This is a genomic window from Phycicoccus endophyticus (assembly GCF_011326735.1).
GTDB classification, from domain to species: Bacteria; Actinomycetota; Actinomycetes; order Actinomycetales; family Dermatophilaceae; genus Phycicoccus; species Phycicoccus endophyticus.
The window spans coordinates 112,058-132,423 of record NZ_JAANCN010000006.1 but is presented as its reverse complement, the minus strand read 5'-3'; the positions used below and the strand labels follow the sequence as shown (position 1 = coordinate 132,423).

Annotated in this window: 19 protein-coding genes; 14 read left to right on the top strand and 5 right to left on the bottom strand. The window is 73.8% G+C overall.

Features of this window, described 5'->3' with window-relative positions:
- Window positions 1-198: 198 nt before the first annotated feature.
- From G8D98_RS08745 to G8D98_RS08715, 7 genes are all read left to right on the top strand, one after another.
- Window positions 199-978, top strand: coding sequence for an IclR family transcriptional regulator (locus G8D98_RS08745; RefSeq protein WP_166101778.1), 780 nt, complete (start codon window positions 199-201; stop codon window positions 976-978).
- Window positions 979-1,160: 182 nt separating this feature from the next.
- Window positions 1,161-2,186: an amidohydrolase family protein gene (locus tag G8D98_RS08740; RefSeq protein WP_166101972.1), complete on the top strand. Its 1,026-nt coding sequence runs from the start codon at window positions 1,161-1,163 to the stop codon at window positions 2,184-2,186.
- An 11-nt stretch (window positions 2,187-2,197) separates the two neighbouring features.
- The gene (gene ligK / locus G8D98_RS08735; RefSeq protein ID WP_166101775.1) at window positions 2,198-2,887 is read left to right on the top strand and encodes a 4-carboxy-4-hydroxy-2-oxoadipate aldolase/oxaloacetate decarboxylase; all 690 of its coding nucleotides are present in this window, start codon (window positions 2,198-2,200) and stop codon (window positions 2,885-2,887) included.
- Window positions 2,888-2,900: 13 nt separating this feature from the next.
- A complete protein-coding gene (locus G8D98_RS08730; protein WP_166101772.1) occupies window positions 2,901-3,818 on the top strand; it encodes an amidohydrolase family protein in 918 nt (305 codons plus the stop codon).
- A 25-nt stretch (window positions 3,819-3,843) separates the two neighbouring features.
- Window positions 3,844-5,157: a protocatechuate 4,5-dioxygenase subunit alpha gene (gene ligA, locus G8D98_RS08725; RefSeq protein ID WP_166101770.1), complete on the top strand. Its 1,314-nt coding sequence runs from the start codon at window positions 3,844-3,846 to the stop codon at window positions 5,155-5,157.
- Between the two features lies 1 nt (window position 5,158).
- Window positions 5,159-6,124, top strand: coding sequence for a Gfo/Idh/MocA family oxidoreductase (locus G8D98_RS08720; RefSeq protein WP_166101768.1), 966 nt, complete (start codon window positions 5,159-5,161; stop codon window positions 6,122-6,124).
- Window positions 6,121-7,131: an aldo/keto reductase gene (locus G8D98_RS08715; protein WP_229661830.1), complete on the top strand. Its 1,011-nt coding sequence runs from the start codon at window positions 6,121-6,123 to the stop codon at window positions 7,129-7,131. Before G8D98_RS08720 ends, G8D98_RS08715 begins: the two co-directional genes overlap by 4 nt.
- On the opposite strand, the gene G8D98_RS08710 is transcribed toward G8D98_RS08715, so the two are convergent.
- On the bottom strand, window positions 7,113-7,973 hold the full coding sequence (locus G8D98_RS08710) for an SDR family oxidoreductase (protein ID WP_166101766.1): 861 nt from the start codon (window positions 7,971-7,973) through the stop codon (window positions 7,113-7,115). The genes G8D98_RS08715 and G8D98_RS08710 overlap by 19 nt on opposite strands.
- A 143-nt stretch (window positions 7,974-8,116) precedes the next feature.
- Here G8D98_RS08710 and G8D98_RS08705 point away from each other — a divergent pair, with 143 nt between their 5' ends.
- Both G8D98_RS08705 and G8D98_RS08700 read left to right on the top strand, forming a co-directional pair.
- Complete coding sequence (locus G8D98_RS08705) at window positions 8,117-8,728, top strand: sulfite oxidase-like oxidoreductase (protein WP_166101764.1); 612 nt, start codon at window positions 8,117-8,119, stop codon at window positions 8,726-8,728.
- A 34-nt stretch (window positions 8,729-8,762) separates the two neighbouring features.
- Entirely contained in the window at window positions 8,763-9,482 is a 720-nt protein-coding gene (locus tag G8D98_RS08700; protein WP_166101761.1) for a ferredoxin reductase, read from the top strand.
- Window positions 9,483-9,506: 24 nt separating this feature from the next.
- Here the strand turns inward: G8D98_RS08700 and G8D98_RS08695 are convergent, their stop codons facing one another.
- Window positions 9,507-10,502 (bottom strand): aldose epimerase family protein, encoded by a 996-nt coding sequence (locus G8D98_RS08695; protein WP_205859742.1) that lies wholly within the window; start codon window positions 10,500-10,502, stop codon window positions 9,507-9,509.
- Between the two features lie 44 nt (window positions 10,503-10,546).
- On the opposite strand from G8D98_RS08695, the gene G8D98_RS08690 reads away from it, so the two are divergent.
- The gene (locus G8D98_RS08690; protein ID WP_166101758.1) at window positions 10,547-11,923 is read left to right on the top strand and encodes a sensor histidine kinase; all 1,377 of its coding nucleotides are present in this window, start codon (window positions 10,547-10,549) and stop codon (window positions 11,921-11,923) included.
- Here the strand turns inward: G8D98_RS08690 and G8D98_RS08685 are convergent.
- Entirely contained in the window at window positions 11,895-12,581 is a 687-nt protein-coding gene (locus G8D98_RS08685; protein WP_166101756.1) for a response regulator transcription factor, read from the bottom strand. The two genes, G8D98_RS08690 and G8D98_RS08685, sit on opposite strands and share 29 nt — an antisense overlap.
- A 187-nt stretch (window positions 12,582-12,768) precedes the next feature.
- Complete coding sequence (locus G8D98_RS08680) at window positions 12,769-13,041, bottom strand: DUF7218 family protein (protein WP_166101753.1); 273 nt, start codon at window positions 13,039-13,041, stop codon at window positions 12,769-12,771.
- A gap of 159 nt (window positions 13,042-13,200) precedes the next feature.
- Between G8D98_RS08680 and gabT the strand changes: the two genes are divergently transcribed.
- From gabT to G8D98_RS08660, 4 genes are all read left to right on the top strand, one after another.
- Window positions 13,201-14,535 carry a 4-aminobutyrate--2-oxoglutarate transaminase gene (gene gabT, locus G8D98_RS08675; protein WP_166101750.1) on the top strand — a complete coding sequence of 445 codons (1,335 nt, stop codon included), beginning with the start codon at window positions 13,201-13,203 and terminating at the stop codon, window positions 14,533-14,535.
- 70 nt (window positions 14,536-14,605) lie between these two features.
- Entirely contained in the window at window positions 14,606-16,411 is a 1,806-nt protein-coding gene (locus G8D98_RS08670; protein WP_205859741.1) for an ABC transporter ATP-binding protein, read from the top strand.
- The gene (locus G8D98_RS08665; RefSeq protein WP_166101747.1) at window positions 16,408-18,270 is read left to right on the top strand and encodes an ABC transporter ATP-binding protein; all 1,863 of its coding nucleotides are present in this window, start codon (window positions 16,408-16,410) and stop codon (window positions 18,268-18,270) included. The genes G8D98_RS08670 and G8D98_RS08665 overlap by 4 nt, the downstream gene beginning before the upstream one ends.
- A gap of 88 nt (window positions 18,271-18,358) precedes the next feature.
- On the top strand, window positions 18,359-19,720 hold the full coding sequence (locus G8D98_RS08660) for an MFS transporter (RefSeq protein ID WP_166101745.1): 1,362 nt from the start codon (window positions 18,359-18,361) through the stop codon (window positions 19,718-19,720).
- Between the two features lie 162 nt (window positions 19,721-19,882).
- On the opposite strand, the gene G8D98_RS08655 is transcribed toward G8D98_RS08660, so the two are convergent.
- On the bottom strand, window positions 19,883-20,362 hold the full coding sequence (locus G8D98_RS08655; RefSeq protein ID WP_166101742.1) for a hypothetical protein: 480 nt from the start codon (window positions 20,360-20,362) through the stop codon (window positions 19,883-19,885).
- Window positions 20,363-20,366: the final 4 nt, after the last annotated feature.

Genomic DNA, 20,366 nt, shown 5'->3' with positions numbered 1-20,366 from the left:
GAGTGAACCCGATTGTTGACAATTTCGTCAACTGTCTCGTCGCCCAGCCACGAGCGGCCGGCCCCGCCCCGGCGCGCCGCCACGCGCCGACGCCACCCCGTCTGACCTCGGAGAACGTCGTGCCCGGCGGACGGCGCAGCGGCGGCGAGCTGTCCCAAACCGCGTCCGCCGGCGGACGCCGGGTGCCACACTGCCGGCATGGAGGGCCGGAGCACCGCAGCAGGCAAGGTCCTCGACGTGCTCGCGACCTTCGACCGGGAGCGGCAGAGCCAGACCCTCACCCAGATCGCGCAGCGCACCGGGCTGGCCCTGAGCACGGCCCACCGGGTCGTCACCGAGCTCGCCGAGTGGGGTGCCCTCGAGCGCGGTGAGGACGGTGCCTGGCATGTCGGCCTGCGTCTGTGGGAGGTGGCGGCGGTCTGCCCGCGCACCCAGATCCTGCGCGACGTCGCCCTGCCCTTCATGCAGGACCTCTACGAGGCGACCCACGAGAACATCCAGCTGGCCGTCCGTGAGGGCACCGAGCTCGTCTTCGTCGAGCGGATCGCCGGTCACCGCTCGGTCGAGCTGCGGACGATGGTCGGGGGGCGCTTCCCGCTCTCGGCGACCGGCATGGGCCGGGTGCTGCTCGCGCACGCCCCCGCCGAGATCCAGGAGGCCGTGCTCGCCTCCCCGCTGGACGCGTGGACGCCGTACACGGTCACCGACCCCGACGTGCTGCGAGCCCAGCTCGACGGCATCCGGCGCGAGCAGGTCGTCGTGAGCGACCGCCAGCTCTCCGAGAGCACCCTGGCGGTCGCCGCGCCGGTACGTGTCGGTCCGAGCGGCCCGGTCCACGCCGCCCTCGGGGTGGTCGTCGCGGCCGACCCCGGCTCCGAACGGGTCCGGGCGCTGCGCCATGGAGTGCTCCGGTCCGCCCAGGCCGTGTCCGCCGAGCTGGGCCGCCGGGCGGGGGTCGCCGTCGTCCGGACCGGCTGACCCGTCCTTCCGCAGGGCGGAAGCCCTGCTGACCTCCCCGGGCCGCCGTGTCACGGTGCACGGGCACGGTCCGACGACGGGACGAGGGAGCAGGCGATGGCGCAGCCCTGGACGGCACGGCCCCGCGGGGGCTGCGTACCGTCCGCCCGCAACGGCGGGCCGAACCCCCAGTGGTGGCCGCGGTGATCATCGACTGCCACGGCCACTTCACGACCGCCCCGCCCCAGCTCGCCGCGTGGCGCGAGCGGCAGGTCGCCGCGGTCGGCGACCCGGCGAACGCGCCCGACCCCGCCGAGCTCGACATCCCCGACGAGGACCTGCTCGCCGCCGTCGAGGGCAACCAGCTGCCGATGATGGACGCACGCGGGAGCGACCTCACGGTGTTCTCGCCGCGGGCCAGCTTCATGGCCCACCACGTCGGCGACCTCGCCGTGTCCACGACGTGGGCGCGGATCTGCAACGATCTCGTCCACCGGGTGAGCACCCTCGTCCCCGACCGGTTCGCGATGGGCGCGATGCTGCCCCAGTCGCCCGGTGCCGCGCCCGCCACGAGCGTCCCCGAGCTGCGCCGCGCCGTCGAGGAGCTCGGTGCGGTCGTCGTCAACCTCAACCCGGACCCCTCCGGCGGCCACTGGAGCGCCCCGCCGCTCACCGACCGCAGCTGGTACCCCGTCTACGAGGCCGTGTGCGAGCTCGACGTGCCGGCCATGGTCCACGTGAGCACCTCGTGCAACGACGCCTTCCACACGACCGGCGCGCACTACCTCAACGCCGACACGACGGCCTTCATGCAGCTGCTCCAGGGTGACCTGTTCCGCGACCTTCCCCAGCTGAGGCTCGTCATCCCGCACGGGGGCGGGGCCGTGCCCTACCACTGGGGTCGCTTCCGTGGGCTCGCGATGGCACTCGGCCGCCCCGACCCCGAGGAGCTGCTCGAGAACGTCCTCTTCGACACGTGCGTCTACCACCAGGCCGGCATCGACCTGCTCACCGAGGTCGTGCCCAGCCGTGCTCTGCTCTTCGCGAGCGAGATGATCGGCGCCGTCCGTGACGTCGACCCGAGGACCGGCCACCACTTCGACGACACGAAGCGCTACCTCGACGCCACCCCCCACCTCACCGACGACGAGCGCGAGGCCGTCTACTCGCGCAACGCCCTGCGCGTCTACCCCCGCCTCGCCGCCCGGCTCGCGGCCGCCGGGCACTGAGAGGAGCCCCGATGCAGCACACCGAGATCGGCGTGGTCCATACCTCGGTCACGCGCGCCGACCCCGAGGCGGTGGCGGCCCTGGCGCAGTTCGGGGTGGCGACCGTCCACGAGGCCCTGGGCCGGGTGGGGCTCATGCGGCCCTACCTGCGCCCGGTCTACGCCGGGGCCCGGCTCTGCGGCCCCGCGCTCACCGTGCTGCTCCAGCCGGGGGACAACTGGATGCTCCACGTGGCCGCCGAGCAGCTGCGGGAAGGTGACGTCGTCGTCGCCGCGTGCACCACCGAGAGCGAGGACGGCTTCTTCGGCGAGCTGCTCGCCACCTCCTTCCGCGCCCGGGGGGCCCGCGGGCTGGTCATCGACGGCGGGGTCCGCGACGTCGACGACCTCGAGGACATGGACTTCCCGGTCTTCTCCCGGGCGGTCAACGCCAAGGGCACGGTCAAGGCGACGCTCGGCTCGGTCAACGTCCCCGTCGTCTGCGCGAACGCCCTCGTGCGGCCGGGGGACGTCGTCCTGGCCGACGTCGACGGCGTCGTCGTCGTGCCCCGGGAGCGCGCCGCCGAGGTGGCGGATGCGGCTGCCCGCCGGGAGGGTGCCGAGGCGGGCAAACGCGAGCGCTTCCGGGCCGGCGAGCTGGGCCTCGACCTCTACGCCATGCGCGGCCCGCTCGCCGAGCTGGGCTTGCGCTACGAGGACTGAACGGGCCGCTGTGATGACGACGTTCGAGAAGACGCCCGGTTGGCTGGACTGGTGCGCCGACCCCAGCACGCCCACCTTCCGCGTCCCGGAGGGCGCGGTCGACGCGCACTGCCACGTCTTCGGGCCGGGGTGGGAGTTCCCGTTCGCGCCCGAGCGCCGGTACACCCCGTGCGACGCGTCCAAGGACCAGCTCTTCGCGCTGCGCGACCACCTCGGCTTCGCCCGCAACGTCGTCGTCCAGGCGACCTGCCACGGTGCCGACAACCGGGCGATGGTCGACGCCCTGCGCGCCTCGGCAGGCCGCGCCCGTGGGGTGGCCACCGTGCGTCCCGAGGTCACCGACGACGAGCTCGCCGAGCTGCACGAGGCCGGTGTCCGCGGCGTCCGCCTCACCTTCCTGCGCCGGCTGGCAGACCGCCAGCCACCCGAGACGCTCCAGCGGCTGGCCGCCCGCGTCCGTCCCCTCGGCTGGCACGTCGTGGTGTACCTCGAGGCCGCTGACCTCCCCCGCCTGCGGCCCGTCCTGCTCGACCTGCCGGTGCCGTTCGTCATCGACCACATGGGGCGCCCGGACGTCAGCCAGGACCCCACCGGCCCACCGTTCGAGGACCTCCTCGGGCTGCTGCGCGAGCGGCCGGACGCCTACTGCAAGGTGACCTGCCCGGAGCGGCTTTCCGTGAGCGGCCCGCCGGCCGTGGACGGGGAGCGGGACGCCTACCGCGACGTCGTCCCCTTCGCCCGGCGGGTGGTCGAGGAGCTCCCGGAGCGCGTCTTGTGGGGTACCGACTGGCCGCACCCCAACCTCTGCGACCACATGCCCGACGACGGTCTCCTCGTCGACGGCATCCCGCACATCGCCCCGAGCGCCGCCCTGCAACAGGCCCTGCTCGTCGAGAACCCCATGCGTCTGTACTGGCCGGACGAGCCCTGAGCCGGCGCGACCGATTGGAGTCACCATGTCCCTCGACAAGACCTACAAGAAGGTCCCCGGCACGACGATCTTCGACGCGGAGCAGTCGGCCAAGGGCTACCACCTCAACCAGTTCTGCATGTCCTTGATGACCGCGGCCAACCGCGAGCGCTACCTGGCCGACGAGCGTGCCTACCTGCAGGAGTGGCCGCTCACCGACGCGCAGAGGCAGGCCCTGCTGGATCGCGACCTCAACGCCGCGATGGCCGAGGGCGGCAACATCTACTTCCTGTCCAAGTGGGGTGCCACGCTCGGGCTGTCCTTCCAGCAGATGGCCGGGTCGATGACCGGGATGAGCGAGGAGGACTACCGCGACATGATGCTCCACGGCGGCCGCTCGATCGAGGGCAACCGGATCGCCGACCAGGTCCGCGAAGCGCACTACGCGGCCGAGGGCGCGCAGCGGCCCGCCGAGCACGCGTGGGTCACCGGCGCCGTGTTCACCTCGCACGTCCCCGCCATCGGCGCGGCGTGGGACCAGCACCGCCGGGAGGAGCCGTACTGGAAGGCGGTCTTCGACGGCTACGAGGTCTCCAAGCAGTGGGAGCGCGAGAACCTGCCCGACGTGGTCTTCCTCGTCTACAACGACCACGCGACGGCGTTCGACCTCACGGTCATCCCGACCTTCGTCCTCGGCACGGGCGCGTCGTACCCGGCGGCCGACGAGGGGTACGGCCCCCGCCCGGTGCCGGGCATCGAGGGTGACCCCGACCTCGCGGCGCACATCGCGCACAGCCTCATCCGGGAGGACTTCGACCTCACGCTCGTCAACGAGATGGCGGTCGACCACGGGCTGACCGTCCCGCTGTCGCTGATGTTCGGCGACGTCGAGCGCTGGCCGGTCAAGGTCATCCCCTTCCATGTCAACGTCGTCCAGTACCCCGTGCCCTCGGGCGAGCGCTGCTTCCGGCTCGGCCAGGCGCTGCGCCGGGCCATCGAGTCCTACGACAGGCCGCTGCGGGTGCAGGTGTGGGGCACCGGCGGGATGAGCCACCAGCTGCAGGGACCGCGGGCCGGGCTGATCAACGAGGAGTGGGACAACCGCTGGCTCGACGCGCTGGTGCGCGACCCCGCCGACCTCGCCCGGGTCCCGCATCTGGAGTACGTCGAGGAGGCCGGGTCGGAGGGCATCGAGCTCGTCATGTGGTTCATCGCCCGAGGGGCGCTGGCCGACGTCGACGGCAGCGGTACGGTCGAGGTGAAGCACCGCTTCTATCACGTCCCGGCCTCGAACACGGCTGTCGGACACCTCATCCTGGAGAACCACCCGCGCGCCGAGGCGCCGGCGGGGAAGGAGTGACATGACCTGCGAGCAGCCGGTCCGGATCGCGCTCGCGGGCGCCGGGGCGTTCGGCGCCAAGCACGCCGCGGCGCTGGCGCGCATCGAGGCCGCGGAGGTGACCACGGTCGTCAGCGACACCCTCGAGCACGCCGAGCGGTTCGCCGACGAGCACGGCCTCGGCCGTGGGGTCGCGACCCTCGAGGAGGCCCTGGCCGCCGACGACGTCGACGCCGTGGTCCTCGCCACCCCGACCCCGCTGCACGCCGCCCAGAGCATCGCCTGCCTCGAGGCCGGCAAGCACGTGGAGTGCGAGATCCCCGTGGCGGAGTCGCTCGCCGACGCCGAGGCGGTCCTCGCAGCGCAGGAGCGCACCGGTCTCGTGGCGATGGTCGGGCACACCCGCCGTTTCAACCCGAGCCACCAGTGGGTGCATCGGCGGGTCGAGGCCGGCGCGCTGCGCATCCAGCAGATGGACGTCCAGACCTACTTCCTGCGCCGCGAGAACCTCAACGCCCTCGGCGAGCCGCGCTCGTGGACCGACCACCTGCTGTGGCACCACGCCGCGCACACGGTGGACCTCTTCCAGTACCAGACCGGCTCCCGGGTGGTCCGGGCCAACGCGGTCCAGGGGCCCCTGCATCCCGAGCTGGGGATCGCGATGGACATGTCGGTCCAGCTGCTCGCCGAGGACGGCGCCCTCTGCACGCTCTCCCTGTCGTTCAACAACGACGGGCCGTTCGGCACCTTCTTCCGCTACATCGGCGACACCGGCACCTACCTCGCCCGCTACGACGAGCTGGTCACCGGCCGCGACGAGCCGGTCGACGTCAGCGACGTCGACGTCTCCCTGGACGGCATCGAGCTGCAGGACCGCGAGTTCGTCGCTGCCGTGCGCGAGGGCCGCGAGCCGAACGCCTCGGTGCGCAGCGTCCTGCCGTGCTACCGCACCCTGGCGGCGCTCGAGCAGCAGCTCGAGGCGCCGTGAGCGCTGCGGCTGCGACGCGCCGCATCGGGCCGTTCGAGGTCCCCGCCCTCGGGCTCGGGTGCATGAACCTCAGCCACGGCTACGGGCGGACGCCGTCACCGGAGGACGCCGAGCGCCTCCTGCGGGCGGCCCTCGACGCGGGGGTCGCCCTCTTCGACACCGCCGCCCTCTACGGCTTCGGCGCCAACGAGGAGCTCGTCGGCCGGGTCCTGGGCCCACGCCGGGACGACGTCGTCCTCGCGAGCAAGTGCGGCCTCGCCGGTGTCGACGGTCGCCGGGTCCTCGACGGGCGCCCCGAGACCATCGTGCGCACGTGCGACGCGGCGCTGGCCCGGCTCGGCACCGACGTCATCGACGTGTACTACCTGCACCGGCTCGACCGGGCGGTGCCCGTCGAGGAGAGCGTCGGTGCCCTCGCCGGGCTCGTCACGGCCGGCAAGGTGCGGGCCGTCGGGCTCTCGGAGGTCTCCGCCACGACGTTGCGGCGTGCCCATGCCGTCCACCCGGTCGCGGCGCTGCAGAACGAGTACAGCCTCTGGTCGCGCAACCCCGAGCTCGGCACCCTGGAGGCGACCCGAGAGCTGGGGGTCGCCCTCGTCGCGTTCAGCCCGCTCGCCCGCGGCCTGCTCACGGCCGACCCGCCCCGACCCTCGGCCCTGCCCGAGCGCGACATCCGGCGGTCCATGCCGCGCTTCGACGCGGCGAACTACCCGGGCAACCTCGCCCTGGCCCACGCCCTGGACGCCCTCGCCCGCGAGGCCGGGGTCACCCTGGCCCAGCTCGCGCTCGCGTGGGTGCTCTCCCGTGGCGAGCACGTCCTCGCCGTCCCGGGCACCCGGTCGGTGGAGCACCTCCACGAGAACCTCGCCACCCTCGCCGCCCCGGTGCCCGAGCGGGTGCTCGCGGCGGCCGGGCGCATCCTCAACGCGGGGACGGTCCGCGGCCCCCGGTACGGTGCCGCGACCCGGGAGGAGATCGACACCGAGTCCTACGACGACGCCGGCTGACTCTCGCGCGCCTCGTCGTGCGGGGTGCTCACCGTCGAGGGCGGGTCGTTCCAGGACCACACGTCCTCGCCGCGCAGGACGACGTCCGAGCCGCCGTCGACGTAGACGGTCTGGCCGCACAGGTGCGTGTTCTCCGGCGAGACCAGCCAGGCGATGAGAGCGGCCACCTGCTGGGCCTCGAGGTAGCCGTGCAGCGGCATCGGGACCGCCGCCTCCAGCCCCGCGCGGCCCTCCTCGGTCGCGATGAGCTCCTCGACCATCGGGGTGCGCACGATGCCCGGCGCCACGGCGTTGAGCGGGATGCCGGCGCCGGCCCACGTGGCCGTCGGCGCGACGCGGCGCACCCAGCGCGAGAGTGCCCGCTTGCTCGAGGGGTAGAGGATGGCGCCGACCTGCGGGCCCTGGGCCTCGAGGTCGGCGGCGATGAGCATGGCGCGCTCCTCGTCGCCGGCGACACAAGCCTCGACGAGCGGGGCGTGCACCGGCATGAGCGTCGCCATCGAGGACGTGACGACGGCCCGCGGGGCACCCGAGGAGGCGGCGACGAGGGCACTGCGCAGGCCGTGGAGCAGCCCGACCGCGCCGAAGTAGTTCACGGCGACGGTCGCGGCGGTGGGCAGGGAGAGCCCGGCGTTCGCGACGACGCCGTCGATCCGCCCGCCGGCCTCGTCGAGGACCCCTTCGACGGCGTCCTCACGGCCCTGCGGGGTCGACAGGTCGGCGACGACGTCACCGGAGCGCACGTCGACGCCGATGACCCGGTTCCCGCGGTGCGCCAAGAGGTTCGCGGTCGCCCGCCCGATCCCCGAGGCCGCGCCCGTGACCACGTAGGTGCGACTCATGACGTCCTGCACTCCCTCCGCTGCGGCCACGGTCGGGAGCCGTGGCTCCACCGTCACGCTACGGACGGCCCGTGACCCGCCGGCGGCGCGGGTTGCCGGGGTCACAGTGTCTGTCCCGTCACGTCACCGGTGACAATGGCGGGGTGGACATCGTCACCCGAGGCTTCGTCGGCCGCCGCACCGACCGTGACCCGCGCATCCCGCCGGGCCAGTACCTCGAGCGTGGCTTTCCCGTGCTCTCGGCCGGGCCGACGCCGGCGGTGCGCGTGGAGGACTGGCGGCTCGAGGTCACGACGGTCGGCGGCGCGGTGACGAGCCTGTCCTGGGACGCCCTCGCGGCCCTGCCGCACGAGACGTTCACGACCGACCTGCACTGCGTGACGAAGTGGAGCAAGCTCGACACGACGTGGCGCGGGGTCCCGCTCGAGGACGTCCTCGCCGCGGCGGGGCCGGATACGACGGCGGGTGCCGCCTTCGTCCTGGTCCACGCCGTCGGCGGCTACACGACCAACCTGCCGCTCGAGGACCTGCTCGGGGGGCGGGCCTGGGTCGCCACCGAGTACGACGGTGCGCCGCTCGCCCCCGAGCACGGTGGCCCGGCTCGGCTGCTCGTGCCCCACCTGTACCTGTGGAAGTCCGCCAAGTGGCTGAGCGGCCTGCAGCTGCTCGCCCGGGACACCCCCGGCTTCTGGGAGCAGCTGGGCTACCACGCCTACGGCGACCCCTGGCGCGAGCAGCGCTACGTCGGCGACTGAGGTGCCGCAGCCCGAACCCGGCCTGCCGGGACCCATGCCCTGGTACCGGGCCCGCGTCGAGGACGCCTGGCTCGAGACGCGTACCGCCCGCACCGTCGTCCTCGAGGTGCCCGGGTGGCCCGGGCACGACGCGGGCCAGCACGTCGACGTGCGCCTCACGGCCGCCGACGGGTACACGGCGACCCGCACCTACTCGGTGGCCTCGGCGCCCGAGACGGGCCGGCTCGTCCTCACCGTCCAGCTCGTCACCGACGGCGAGGTCTCGCCGTGGCTCGTCGAGCAGGCCCGCCCGGGAGACCAGCTCGAGGTGCGTGGCCCGATCGGTGGGTGGTTCCGGTGGTCGGCCCGGATGCCCGAGCCCGTGCTGCTCGTCGCGGGCGGCTCGGGCATCGTGCCGCTCATGGCCATGGTCCGTGAGCGCGTCCGGGCGGGCACCGACCAGCCGTTCCACCTCGTGTACTCGGCCCGCACCCCCGACCACGTCATCTACACCGACGAGCTGCACGCCCTCGGCCTGACCACGCCCGGCCTGCGGGTCGAGCGGGTCTTCACCCGCGCGGGGCTCCCGCAGGACGGCCGGCCCCCCGGTCGGCTCCACCGTGAGGACCTGCCGGCGGTGTCGACCACCCGCGTGCCACCGGTCGTCTACGTCTGCGGCCCCGGCGGCTTCGTCGAGACCGCGACCGGCCTCCTGCTGGGCCTGGGGCACGACGCCGCTGCGGTGCGCACCGAGCGGTTCGGCCCCTCGAGCTGACCGTCGCCGCTCACGGGGGGCTCCTCAGCGGCGCCCGAGCCGCCACGTCGTGTGCGCGGAGAACTGCTCGCCCGGGCGGACGACGGCGCTGGGGAAGCCCGGGTGGTTGGGTGCGTCCGGGAAGCCCTGGGTCTCCAGCGCCAGCCCCGCGTGGGCGGCGTACGCGGTGCCGCCGAGACCGGTCACGCCGCCGTCGAAGTGCGCGCCGCTGTAGACCTGCAGCCCCGGCCGGTCCGTGGCGACCTCGAGCCACCGGCCGCTCGCGCCGACGACCCGCGCCACGGTGCGCATCCCCGCGCCGTCGAGGACGAGGTTGTGGTCGAGCCCACCGGCGCGGGCGAGCTGCTCGTCGTCCTCGGCGAGCACGTCGCCCACCCGTCGCGGGGTGCGCAGGTCGAACGGCGTCCCCGCGACGGGGACGACCTCGCCGGTCGGGACGAGGTCCGGGCGCACCGGGGTGTAGGCGCCGGCCCGCACCTCGAGGGTGTGGTCGAGCACGCCACCGCTGCCCTCGCCGTCGAGGTCGACGTAGGCGTGGTTGGTCATGCCGAGGACGGTCGGCCGGGTCGTGCGGGCCGTGTGCGAGATCGCGACGCCGGCCGGTGACAGCTCGTAGGCCACCCGGGCGGTCACCTCACCGGGCAGCCCCTGGTCCCCGTCGGGGCTGGTGAGCCCGAGCACCACGCGGTCCGGGCCCTCCTCGAGCACCTCCCACGGGCGCGCGTGCCACCCGTCGGGCCCGCCGTGCAGCGCGTTCTGGCCGTCGTTGGCCGGCACGGTGTACGTGACACCGTCGAGCGGGCACCGGCCCCGGTCGAGCCGGTTGGTGAAGCGCCCCACGGTCGCGCCGAGATAGCCCTCGTCGGCACCGTAGAGCGCGAGGTCCGCATACCCGAGGACGACGTCGAGCGGGCCGTCACCGTCGTCGACGACGAGCCGCCGCACGGAGGCGCCGACGGTGAGCACCTCGAGGGTGAGGCCACCGCAGGAGAGGGTCAGCAGACGGGGGGAGTCGCTCACCGGGCCATCCTGCCCTGTCCGGCGGCGCCACCTACACTCGGCGCATGCGCGTCCGGCTGGGTCTGAGGAGCCGCATCCTCGCCCTGACCATGCCGGTCGTGCTCCTCATCAGCGCCGCGCTCGCCGGCATCGTCTACCTCTCCCTCGGGCAGGTGCTCGAGGCGTCGGCGCGCGACGTCGCCGAGGCCGAGGTCGTCGAGCTGCGGGCCGACCTCGGCGTCCACGGCGTCAGCGACCTCATCGGCACCCACGCCGTCGTCGACGGCACCCGGATCGTCCAGGTCGTCGACCCGGCCACCGGCGAGGTCGTCGCGGCCACCGCCGGCGCCCCGGAGGACCCGCTCGCCCTGCCGCGCCTGGACGGCAACGAGGTACGCATCGGCAAGGTCGAGGACGTGCCCGGCCTGGCGAGCGGCACCTGGATCGTCGCCGGGGCCGACGCCGTCTCGCCGGACAGCGAGCACTACACCCTGCTCGTCGGTGTGCCGACGCGCGTCGAGGCCACCGCGCTCGGGCAGTCCACGGAGTTCGCGTTCATCGGGGCCGTCGGCCTCATCGCCCTCCTCGGCTCGGTCACCACCTTCGCCGTCGGGCAGGCCCTGCGGCCGGTGGAGCGGATGCGCGACCAGGTCGAGGCGCTGGCCGCCACCCCGACGGCGCCCACGCCCGGCCCGGCGCTCGAGGTGCCGGCCGGGCGCGACGAGCTCAGCCGGCTCGCGGAGACGATGAACTACCTCCTGGACCGGATGCGGCGGGCCGACGCCTCCCGTCGCGCCTTCGTCGCCGACGCGGGGCACGAGCTGCGCAGCCCGCTGGCGACCATCCGGGTGCTCCTGGACCGCCTGGGCAAGGAACGGCCGGTCGAGGACCGGGCCGCCACGGCGGCGCGCGCCTCGGCCGAGGTCGACCGGCTCGCCGTGCTCGTCGAGGACCTGCTGACCCTCGCCTCCGCGGACGAGCACGCCATGGTCCTCCAGCGCGCCGACGTCGACCTCGACGACGTCGTGCTCGCCGAGACCGGTGCCCTACGGGCCCGGGGAATGCCGGTGTCGGTGAGCGTCGAGCCGGTGCGGCTCGAGGGCGACCAGGCGCGCCTCGGCCGGGTGGTGCGCAACCTGCTGGAGAACGCCGAGCGGCACATGGGCGACACCGTGCGCGTCCGGCTGGCCCGGGAGGGGGACGAGGCGGTGCTCAGCGTCGACAACGACGGCCCCCCGATCGACCCGCGCGACCGGGAACGGGTCTTCGGTCGCTTCGTGCGGCTCGACGACTCGCGTACCCGGGGGACGGGCGGCACGGGCCTCGGGCTGGCGATCGTCGCCGAGGTCGTCGCGGCGCACGACGGGCTCGTGGAGGCCACCGAGAGCCCGGAGGGCTGGTGCCGCTTCACCGTCAGGCTTCCGGTGCGGCCTCCGGGTTGAGCCGGTAGCCGAGGCCCCGCACCGTCTCGATGACCTTGGTGTCGAACGGCGCGTCGATCTTGCGGCGCAGGTAGCCGATGTACACCTCGACGACGTTGTCGGCGCCGGGATAGTCGGAGTCCCACACGTTCTCGAGGATCTCGGCCTTGCTCTGGACGAGCCCGGCCTTGCGCATGAGGTGGTGCAGGAGGGCGTACTCGCGGGCGGTCAGCTGCACCTCCTGGCCCGCCCGGGTGACCCGGCGGGTCGTCGGGTCGAGGCTGAGCGGCCCGGCGGTCAGGGCCACCGGACGCTCGGGCGCCCCTCGCCGGGCCAGCGCCTGGAGCCGGGCCAGGAGCACCGGCGTGCTGAAGGGCTTGGTCACGTAGTCGTCGGCGCCGAGCTCGAAGGCGTCGGTCTGGTCGAACTCGCCGTCCTTGGCCGTGAGCATGAGCACCGGGGTCCACACCTTGTGGGCGCGCAGGTGCTTGAGCACGTCGTAGCCGTTCATGCCCGGCAGCATGATGTCGAGGACGAGGACGTCGTACTGGCTGGCGAGCCCGAGCTTGAGCCCGCTGACGCCGTCCTCGGCATGGTCGACGACCCAGCCGGACTCGCGCAGGGCGTCGCCGAGCGCCGCCGCGAGGGGGCGCTCGTCCTCGACGAGGAGCAGCCTCACGGCCGACCCGTCCCACGGCTCACGCGACCGGCCTCCACGATTCTTCGACGGCATCCGACCTCAGGTACAGTACTCGGGTCCGCGCGGCGGATGCCGCGACGGACCACGGAACCGGCGCCCGGGAGCTGCGAACCCCCTGCACGCAGATCCCGGGCGCCTTCCGCTGTCCGACAGGTGTTTTCGCTGGTCAACGGCTGCGCAGCGCGTCGACGAGCTCGCTCTTGGACATCCTGGAGCGACCCGCGACGTCGAGCTCGCGGGCACGCCGGCGCAGGTCGCGGACGGTCCAGTCCTCGTACGCCGGCGAGTGCCCACCCCGGCGACCGACCGAAGAACGCGACGTGTTCGCGGCGGCGTTGGCGATCCGGGCGGCCTTCTCCTTGCTCGCACCCTCCTCGCGCAGGGTCTCGTACATCTCGTCGTCCTTGACCGACGGGCCGGGGTTCTTGCGTGCGGGCATCGCGACCTCCCTGGTGTTGTGCGGTGTGGCTGACGTGCTACCCGGGGGAACGGCCGGCGACGCCCCGGAGTGCCAGAGTGACGGGATCCTGCGCCGAGCGATCAGATTGCTGCGGAATCCGTGATGTCGACCGGCAACGGTCGCGGATAGGATGCCCTCATGCTGGACCAGCAACGGATCCTCCGCACTCCCGTCCCCGGCCCGCGCTCGCGCGAGCTGCAGGCGCGCAAGGCGTCGGCCGTCGCCGCCGGGGTCGGCACGACGCTGCCGGTCTACGTCACGCAGGGAGCCGGGGGCATCCTCGTCGACGTCGACGGCAACCAGCTGATCGACCTCGGCTCCGGCATCGCGGTGACCACGGTCGGCAACGGCAACCCCCGGGTCGTCGAGGCCGTGACCGAGCAGGTCCGCCGCTTCACCCACACGTGCTTCATGGTCACGCCGTACGAGCCGTACCTCGAGGTGTGCGAGAAGCTCAACGCCCTGACCCCCGGTGAGCACGAGAAGCGGTCGGCGCTGTTCAACTCCGGGGCGGAGGCCGTGGAGAACGCCGTCAAGGTCGCCCGGCACGCCACCGGGCGCCCCGCGGTCGTCGTCTTCGAGCACGCCTACCACGGCCGCACCAACCTGACGATGGGCATGACGGCCAAGGCCATGCCCTACAAGCACCGCTTCGGTCCCTTCGCCCCGGAGGTCTACCGGGTGCCGATGGCCTACCCGTACCGCTGGCCCGGTGGCCCCGAGCGCTGCGCCGAGGAGGCCCTGGCCGTCGTCACCGACCTCATCCACACCCAGGTGGGGGAGGAGAACACCGCGGCGGTGGTCATCGAGCCGATCCAGGGCGAGGGCGGGTTCGTCGTGCCGCCGGAGGGCTTCCTGCCCGGGCTCGCCGCGTGGTGCCGGGAGCACGGCGTCGTCCTCGTCGCCGACGAGGTGCAGTCGGGGTTCTGCCGCACCGGCGACTGGTTCGCGTGCGACCACGAAGGGGTCGTCCCGGACCTGGTGACCACCGCCAAGGGGATCGCCGGGGGGATGCCGCTGGCGGCCGTCACCGGTCGCGCAGAGCTCATGGACGCGGTGCACGGCGGAGGGCTGGGCGGCACCTACGGCGGCAACCCGGTGGCCTGCGCCGCGGCGCTGGCGAGCATCGAGACGATGGAGGCCGACGGCCTGCCCACCCGGGCGCGCCGGCTCGGTGCCGTGCTCGAGGAGCGCCTGACCGGGCTCGCCGCGCGCTTCCCGCAGGTCGGTGACGTGCGGGGGCGGGGCGCCATGATGGCGATGGAGCTCGTCGTCGACCGCGAGACCAAGGAGCCGGACCCCGCGCTCACCGCCGCGGTCAACCGAGGCTGTCACGAGCGGGGCGTCGTCACGCTCACGTGTGGCACCTACGGCAACGTCTTCCGCTTCCTGCCTCCCCTGACCATCGGCGAGGACCTGCTGCACGAGGCGATGGACGTCCTCGAGGAGTCCTTCGCGGCCGCCGTCGGCTGAGCCCGCGGCCGCCTCCCGGGGCGGGAGCGCTGCGCGGGGGTGTCGGTGGGCCGACCTAGACTCACGAGCGATGTCGAGCGTCCGGACCACCGCCCCCTCCGCGCCCGGTCCGGACCCGCAGGTCGCCCCGCCGGCCGACGTGCGCTCGCTGTGGCGGCTGCGGGGGTACCTGCGGCCCTACCTCGGCTCCCTCACCCTGATGCTCGTGGCCGCCCTCGGCGGGGTGGCGCTGTCCATCGGCATCCCGCTCGTCACCCGGGCGATCATCGACGGCCCGGTCACCGCCGGCGACCTCTCCGCCCTGCTGCCGCTGTGCGGGCTGGCGCTGGCGCTCGGGGTCCTCGAGGCCGTCCTCGTGTGGGCCCGCCGGTGGGTGCAGTCCGGCGCGGTGCTCGGGCTGGAGACCACCCTCCGGCACGACCTCTACGCCCGCCTCCAGGCGCTGCCCATGGCCTTCCACACCCGGTGGCAGTCCGGCCAGCTGCTCTCGCGCGCGACGACGGACCTGTCGGCGATCCGGCGGTTCAGCGGCTTCGGTCTGCTCTTCCTGCTGACCAACGCCGTGCAGCTCGTCGCCACCACGGCGGTGCTGCTCCACCTGTACTGGCCCCTGGGTCTCGTCGTCGCCGCGGCCTCGGTCCCCATCGTCTGGCTCTCGATGCGCTTCGAGAAGCGCTACGTCGTCGTCTCGCGCGCGGTCCAGGACGAGCAGGGCGACCTGGCGACCCTCGCCGAGGAGGGTGCGGTCGGCATCCGGGTCGTGAAGTCCTTCGGCCGGGCCGAGCACGTCTCCCGCCAGTACGAGCAGGCGGCCGGCAGGCTGCTCGAGACGAGCCTGACCAAGGTGCGGCTCGCGGCCCGCTTCTGGACCTTCCTCGGGGTCATCCCCAACCTCGCCGTCGTCGTCGTCCTCGCGCTCGGGGCGGTCGGGGTCGGCCGCGGGACCCTGACCCCGGGCGAGCTCGTCGCGTTCATCACGCTCATGCTCAGCCTCGTGTGGCCGGTCAGCTCCCTCGGGGTCATCCTCGCGATGAGCCAGGAGGCGATGACCGCTGCTGCCCGCATCCTGGAGATCTTCGACACCGAGCCCGACATCGTCGGCGGGACGCGGGTCCTCGAGCGCCCCCGCGGCCACCTGCGCTTCGAGGGTGTCGGCTTCGCCTTCCCCGACGCGCCGCAGGAGCCGGTGCTGCGCGACCTCGACCTCGAGGTGCGTCCCGGGGAGACGGTGGCGCTCGTCGGGGCCACCGGGTCGGGCAAGACCCTCCTCACCGCCCTCGTGCCACGGCTCTGGGACGTCACGTCCGGGCGGGTCACCCTCGACGGCGTGGACGTGCGCGAGCTGCGCCTGGAGAACCTGCGCGCGCTCGTCGCGACGGCCTTCGAGGAGCCGACGCTGTTCTCCATGAGCGCCCGCGAGAACCTCACCCTCGGGCGGTCCGACGCCACCGACGCCGAGGTGGCGCAGGCGCTGGAGGTCGCCCAGGCCGGGTTCGTCCACGACCTGCCCTACGGGCTGGACACCCGGATCGGGGAGCAGGGGATGGCCCTCTCCGGCGGCCAGCGACAGCGCCTGGCGCTCGCCCGGGCCGTCCTGGCCCGTCCCGCCGTGCTCGTCCTGGACGACACCCTCTCCGCGCTCGACGTGCACACCGAGCGGCTCGTCGAGGACGCCCTGCGCCGGGTCCTCGGCGCGACGACCGGCCTCGTCGTCGCGCACCGGGCCTCCACGGTGCTCCTCGCCGACCGGGTCGCCCTGCTCGCGGACGGGCGGGTCACCCACGTCGGCACCCACCACGAGCTGCTCGAGACGGTGCCCGCCTACCGCGAGCTGCTCGCCGCCGACGCGGGCACGCCCGAGGACGTGCCCGCGTGAGCGCGCCCGCCCCGACCGACCCCACCGGCCCTGCCCCGGGCCACGGCGGCTGGCGCGGGCGCCTCGGACCGGCCGACGGCGAGGACGACGCCGAGGGGCTCACCGCCGGGACCACCGTCGGCTCCCGGCGGCTCCTGGCCCGGCTGCTGCGCCCGTTCCGGCGCGCCCTTGCCGTGCTCGTCGCCGTGGTCCTCGTCGAGAACGTCGCCCGGCTGGCCATCCCCTACCTCGTCAAGGAGGGCATCGACGCCGGCATCCCGCCGATCCGGGAGCGCGACGACCTCGCGCCGCTGCTCGGCATCGTCGCCGTGGTCCTGCTCGCGACGCTCCTCCAGGCGGTCGCCCGCCACCGCTTCCTCGTCCTCCAGGGCCAGGTGGGGCAGCGGGTCCTGTTCGAGGTCCGCCGCCGGGTCTTCCGGCACTTCCAGGCCCTCAGCCCCGCCTTCCACGACGAGTACACCTCCGGGCGGGTCGTCTCGCGGCAGACCTCCGACGTCGACGCCATCTACGAGATGCTCGAGAGCGGGTTCGACGGGCTGGTCACCGCCGCCCTCACCCTTCTCGGGACGGCGGGCATCCTGCTCTACCTCGACGTCGAGCTCGGCCTCGTCGCGCTCGCCTGCGGTCCGGCCCTCGCGCTGCTCACGAACTGGTTCCGCAAGGCCTCCGCGCGCTCCTACCGGGTGACCCGGGAGAAGGTCGCCCTCGTCATCGTCCACTTCGTGGAGTCGATGGGCGGCATCCGGGCGGTGCAGGCCTTCCGCCGGGAGCCGCGCAACGAGGAGATCTTCGACGACGTCAACGACCAGTACCGCGCGGCCAACCTCGTCGCGTTCCGGCTCGTGTCGCTGTTCATGCCCGGCATCCGGCTCGTCGGCAACGTGACCATCGCCGTCGTCCTCCTCTACGGCGGCTACCTCGCCCACGAGGGGCAGGTCACCGTCGGCGTGCTCGCCGCGTTCCTGCTCTACCTGCGGCAGTTCTTCGAGCCGATGATGGAGATCAGCCAGTTCTACAACACCTTCCAGTCCGCGTCGGCGGCCCTGGAGAAGCTCGCGGGTGTGCTCGACCAACGGCCGGGGGTCCCCGAGCCGGAGCGGCCGGCGGCCCTGGACCGCGCCCGCGGGCAGGTGCGCTTCGAGCACGTCGCCTTCGGGTACGTCCCGGGCCGTCCGGTGCTGCCCGACCTCGACCTCGACGTGCCCGCCGGGCAGACCGTGGCGCTCGTCGGCACGACCGGCGCCGGGAAGACCACCCTCGCCAAGCTCGCGACCCGCTTCTACGACCCCACCGGGGGCCGGGTCCTCCTCGACGGGGTCGACCTGCGCGACCTCGCGAGCGAGACCCTGCGCTCGCACGTCGTCATGGTCACCCAGGAGAACTACCTCTTCTCCGGCACGGTCGCCGACAACATCCGCTTCGGCCGGCCCGAGGCCACGACCGAGGAGGTGGTCGAGGCGGCCCGGGCGGTCGGCGCGCACAAGTTCGTCAGCGCGCTGCCCGAGGGGTACGACACCGACGTCGCCAACCGCGGCGGCCGGCTCTCCGCGGGGCAGCGCCAGCTCGTCGCGTTCGCCCGGGCGTTCCTCGCCGACCCCGCCGTCCTCATCCTCGACGAGGCCACCTCCTCGCTCGACGTGCCCTCCGAGCGGCTCGTCCAGCAGGCACTGCGCACCGTGCTCGCCGACCGGACGGCGGTCATCATCGCCCACCGGCTCTCGACCGTCGAGGTCGCCGACCGGGTCCTCGTCATGGAGCACGGACGCGTCGTCGAGGACGGCTCACCGGCCGAGCTCGTCGGGCGCTCCGGTGGCCGCTACGCCGGGCTGCACCGGGCCTGGGCGGACTCGCTGGCCTGAGCGGCCCGCCCCGCCGAGTCCCCGACGGCCCGGGCCGCGGCGGGGGCGCCGGGGCGGGGGTCGCCCGGCCGGCTCCTACACTCGGCGGGTGACCCGCCCCGTCCTGCGTCAGGTGCACAACATCGGGCGCCGGCGGGCCTGGGCGATCTGGGCGGTCGGACTCTCGGTCTACGTCCTCGCCGTCTTCCACCGCACCTCGCTCGGCGTCGCCGGCCTGCTCGCGGCCGAGCGCTTCCACATCTCCGCCGCGCAGCTGTCGACCTTCACCGTCGTCCAGCTCGCCGTGTACGCCGGGATGCAGGTGCCCGTCGGGGTGCTCCTGGACCGGTTCGGCTCCAAGCGGCTCATGCTCGGCGGCCTCCTGCTCATGTCCGGCGGGCAGCTGTGGTTCGCCGTGGCGGGGTCCTTTCCCGTGGGCGTCGCCGCCCGCGTCATGCTCGGTGCCGGCGACGCCATGGTCTTCACCTCCCTGCTGCGACTCGTCGCGGTGTGGTTCCGGGTCAAGCAGGCACCGTTCGTCACCCAGCTCACCGGCATGATCGGCCAGCTCGGCGCCGTCGTGGCCGCGACGCCGCTGGCCGCGGCGCTGGCCACCTTCGGCTGGACCCGCTCCTTCGCGACAGCCGGCGGTCTCGGCCTCGTGCTCTCGGTGGGCCTGCTCGTCGTCGTCAAGGACTCGCCCTACCGAGGGGAGTCCGTCGAGCGGATCAAGGTCAGGGCGCTGGCCCGCACCCTCGCCGAGGTGTGGGGCAACCCGGGTACCCGGCTCGGGCTGTGGGTGCACTTCACCTCGCAGTTCGGTGCGACGGTGTTCACGATGCTGTGGGGCTACCCGTTCCTCGTGAGCGAGGGGATGGCCCCGGCCACCGCCTCGGTCGTGCTCGTCGTCATGACGCTCACGGCGATGGCCGCCGGGCCGGTGGTCGCGGCGTTCACCGCCCGGCTGCCCTACCGGCGCTCCCAGCTCGTCCTCGGCATCGTCGCGGTCATCGCGACGACCTGGGCCGTGGTCCTGCTCTGGCCCGGGCCGGCCCCCTCGTGGCTGCTCGTCGTCCTCGCCGTCGTCACGGCGGTCGGCGGACCCGGCTCGATGGTCGGCTTCGACCTCGCACGCACCTTCCACCCCTCTTCCCGGCTCGGACGGGCCACCGGCGTGGTCAACATCGGGGGGTTCACCGCCTCGCTGCTCACCATCGCCCTCATCGGGGTCGTGCTGGACCACCTCGCGCCCGGTGGCCCGCAGGACTACACCCGGGACGACTTCCGGCTCGCGATGTCGGTGCAGTTCGTCTTCTGGGGCCTGGGCGCCGTGCAGCTCGTCCGCTACCGGCGCAAGGGACTGGCGCACCTCGAGGCGGTCAGCCCGTCCGCCGTCGAGGCGCTGCGGGCCGGAGACACCCTGCTGCCCGGGATCTCCCGCGAGCACGACGAGACCACCGAGGACCGGTGAGCCCGGGGGAGGAGTTCACGGCGAGTTCGGCGGGTCGCCGCGTGTCGGTGTCCGGTGGGGGGCGTGGCTGTGCCTACCGTTGTCCGAGACCGGGCCAGGTATGAGATGGCCCGGTCTCGCCACGTCCGGGCGTGGCCCCCGGCGCCGGCCGGCCACTCGGGGTCAGTCGGCCCGCGGGCGGTAGCCGCCGCTCGGGGACGCGCAGTAGCTGAACTCGCCCCCGAGCGCCGCGTGGTACTCCAGGGTGCGCTGGTCGACGCGCAGCAGGAGCCGCTCGCCGTCGACGGTGTGCTGGGGGTAGACCCGGCCCTTCTGCGGGCAGCCGAGCGAGCCGTCGCTCCAGGTGACCGCCTCGTAGCCGGCGACGACGACCTCGCCGGGCACGATGCCCGCGCGTCCGGCCGCGTCCTTCATCGCCGCCTGGACCTCCGTCCGATCCTCCAGGCCCGGTGGGAGCGAGGAGTCGGCCGGGGGCGGAACCGTCGGGGTGCTCGAGGCGGCCGGGAGCGACGGGCTCGTCGTCGCCGTTGCGGTGGGGCTCGGCGAGGTGTCGGCGGAGGAGGCGGAGCCGCTGGACTCCGTCCCGCAGCCGGTGAGGACGAGCGCCGTCAGGGCGGCGGTGACGAGCAGGCGTGGTCGCACGGTC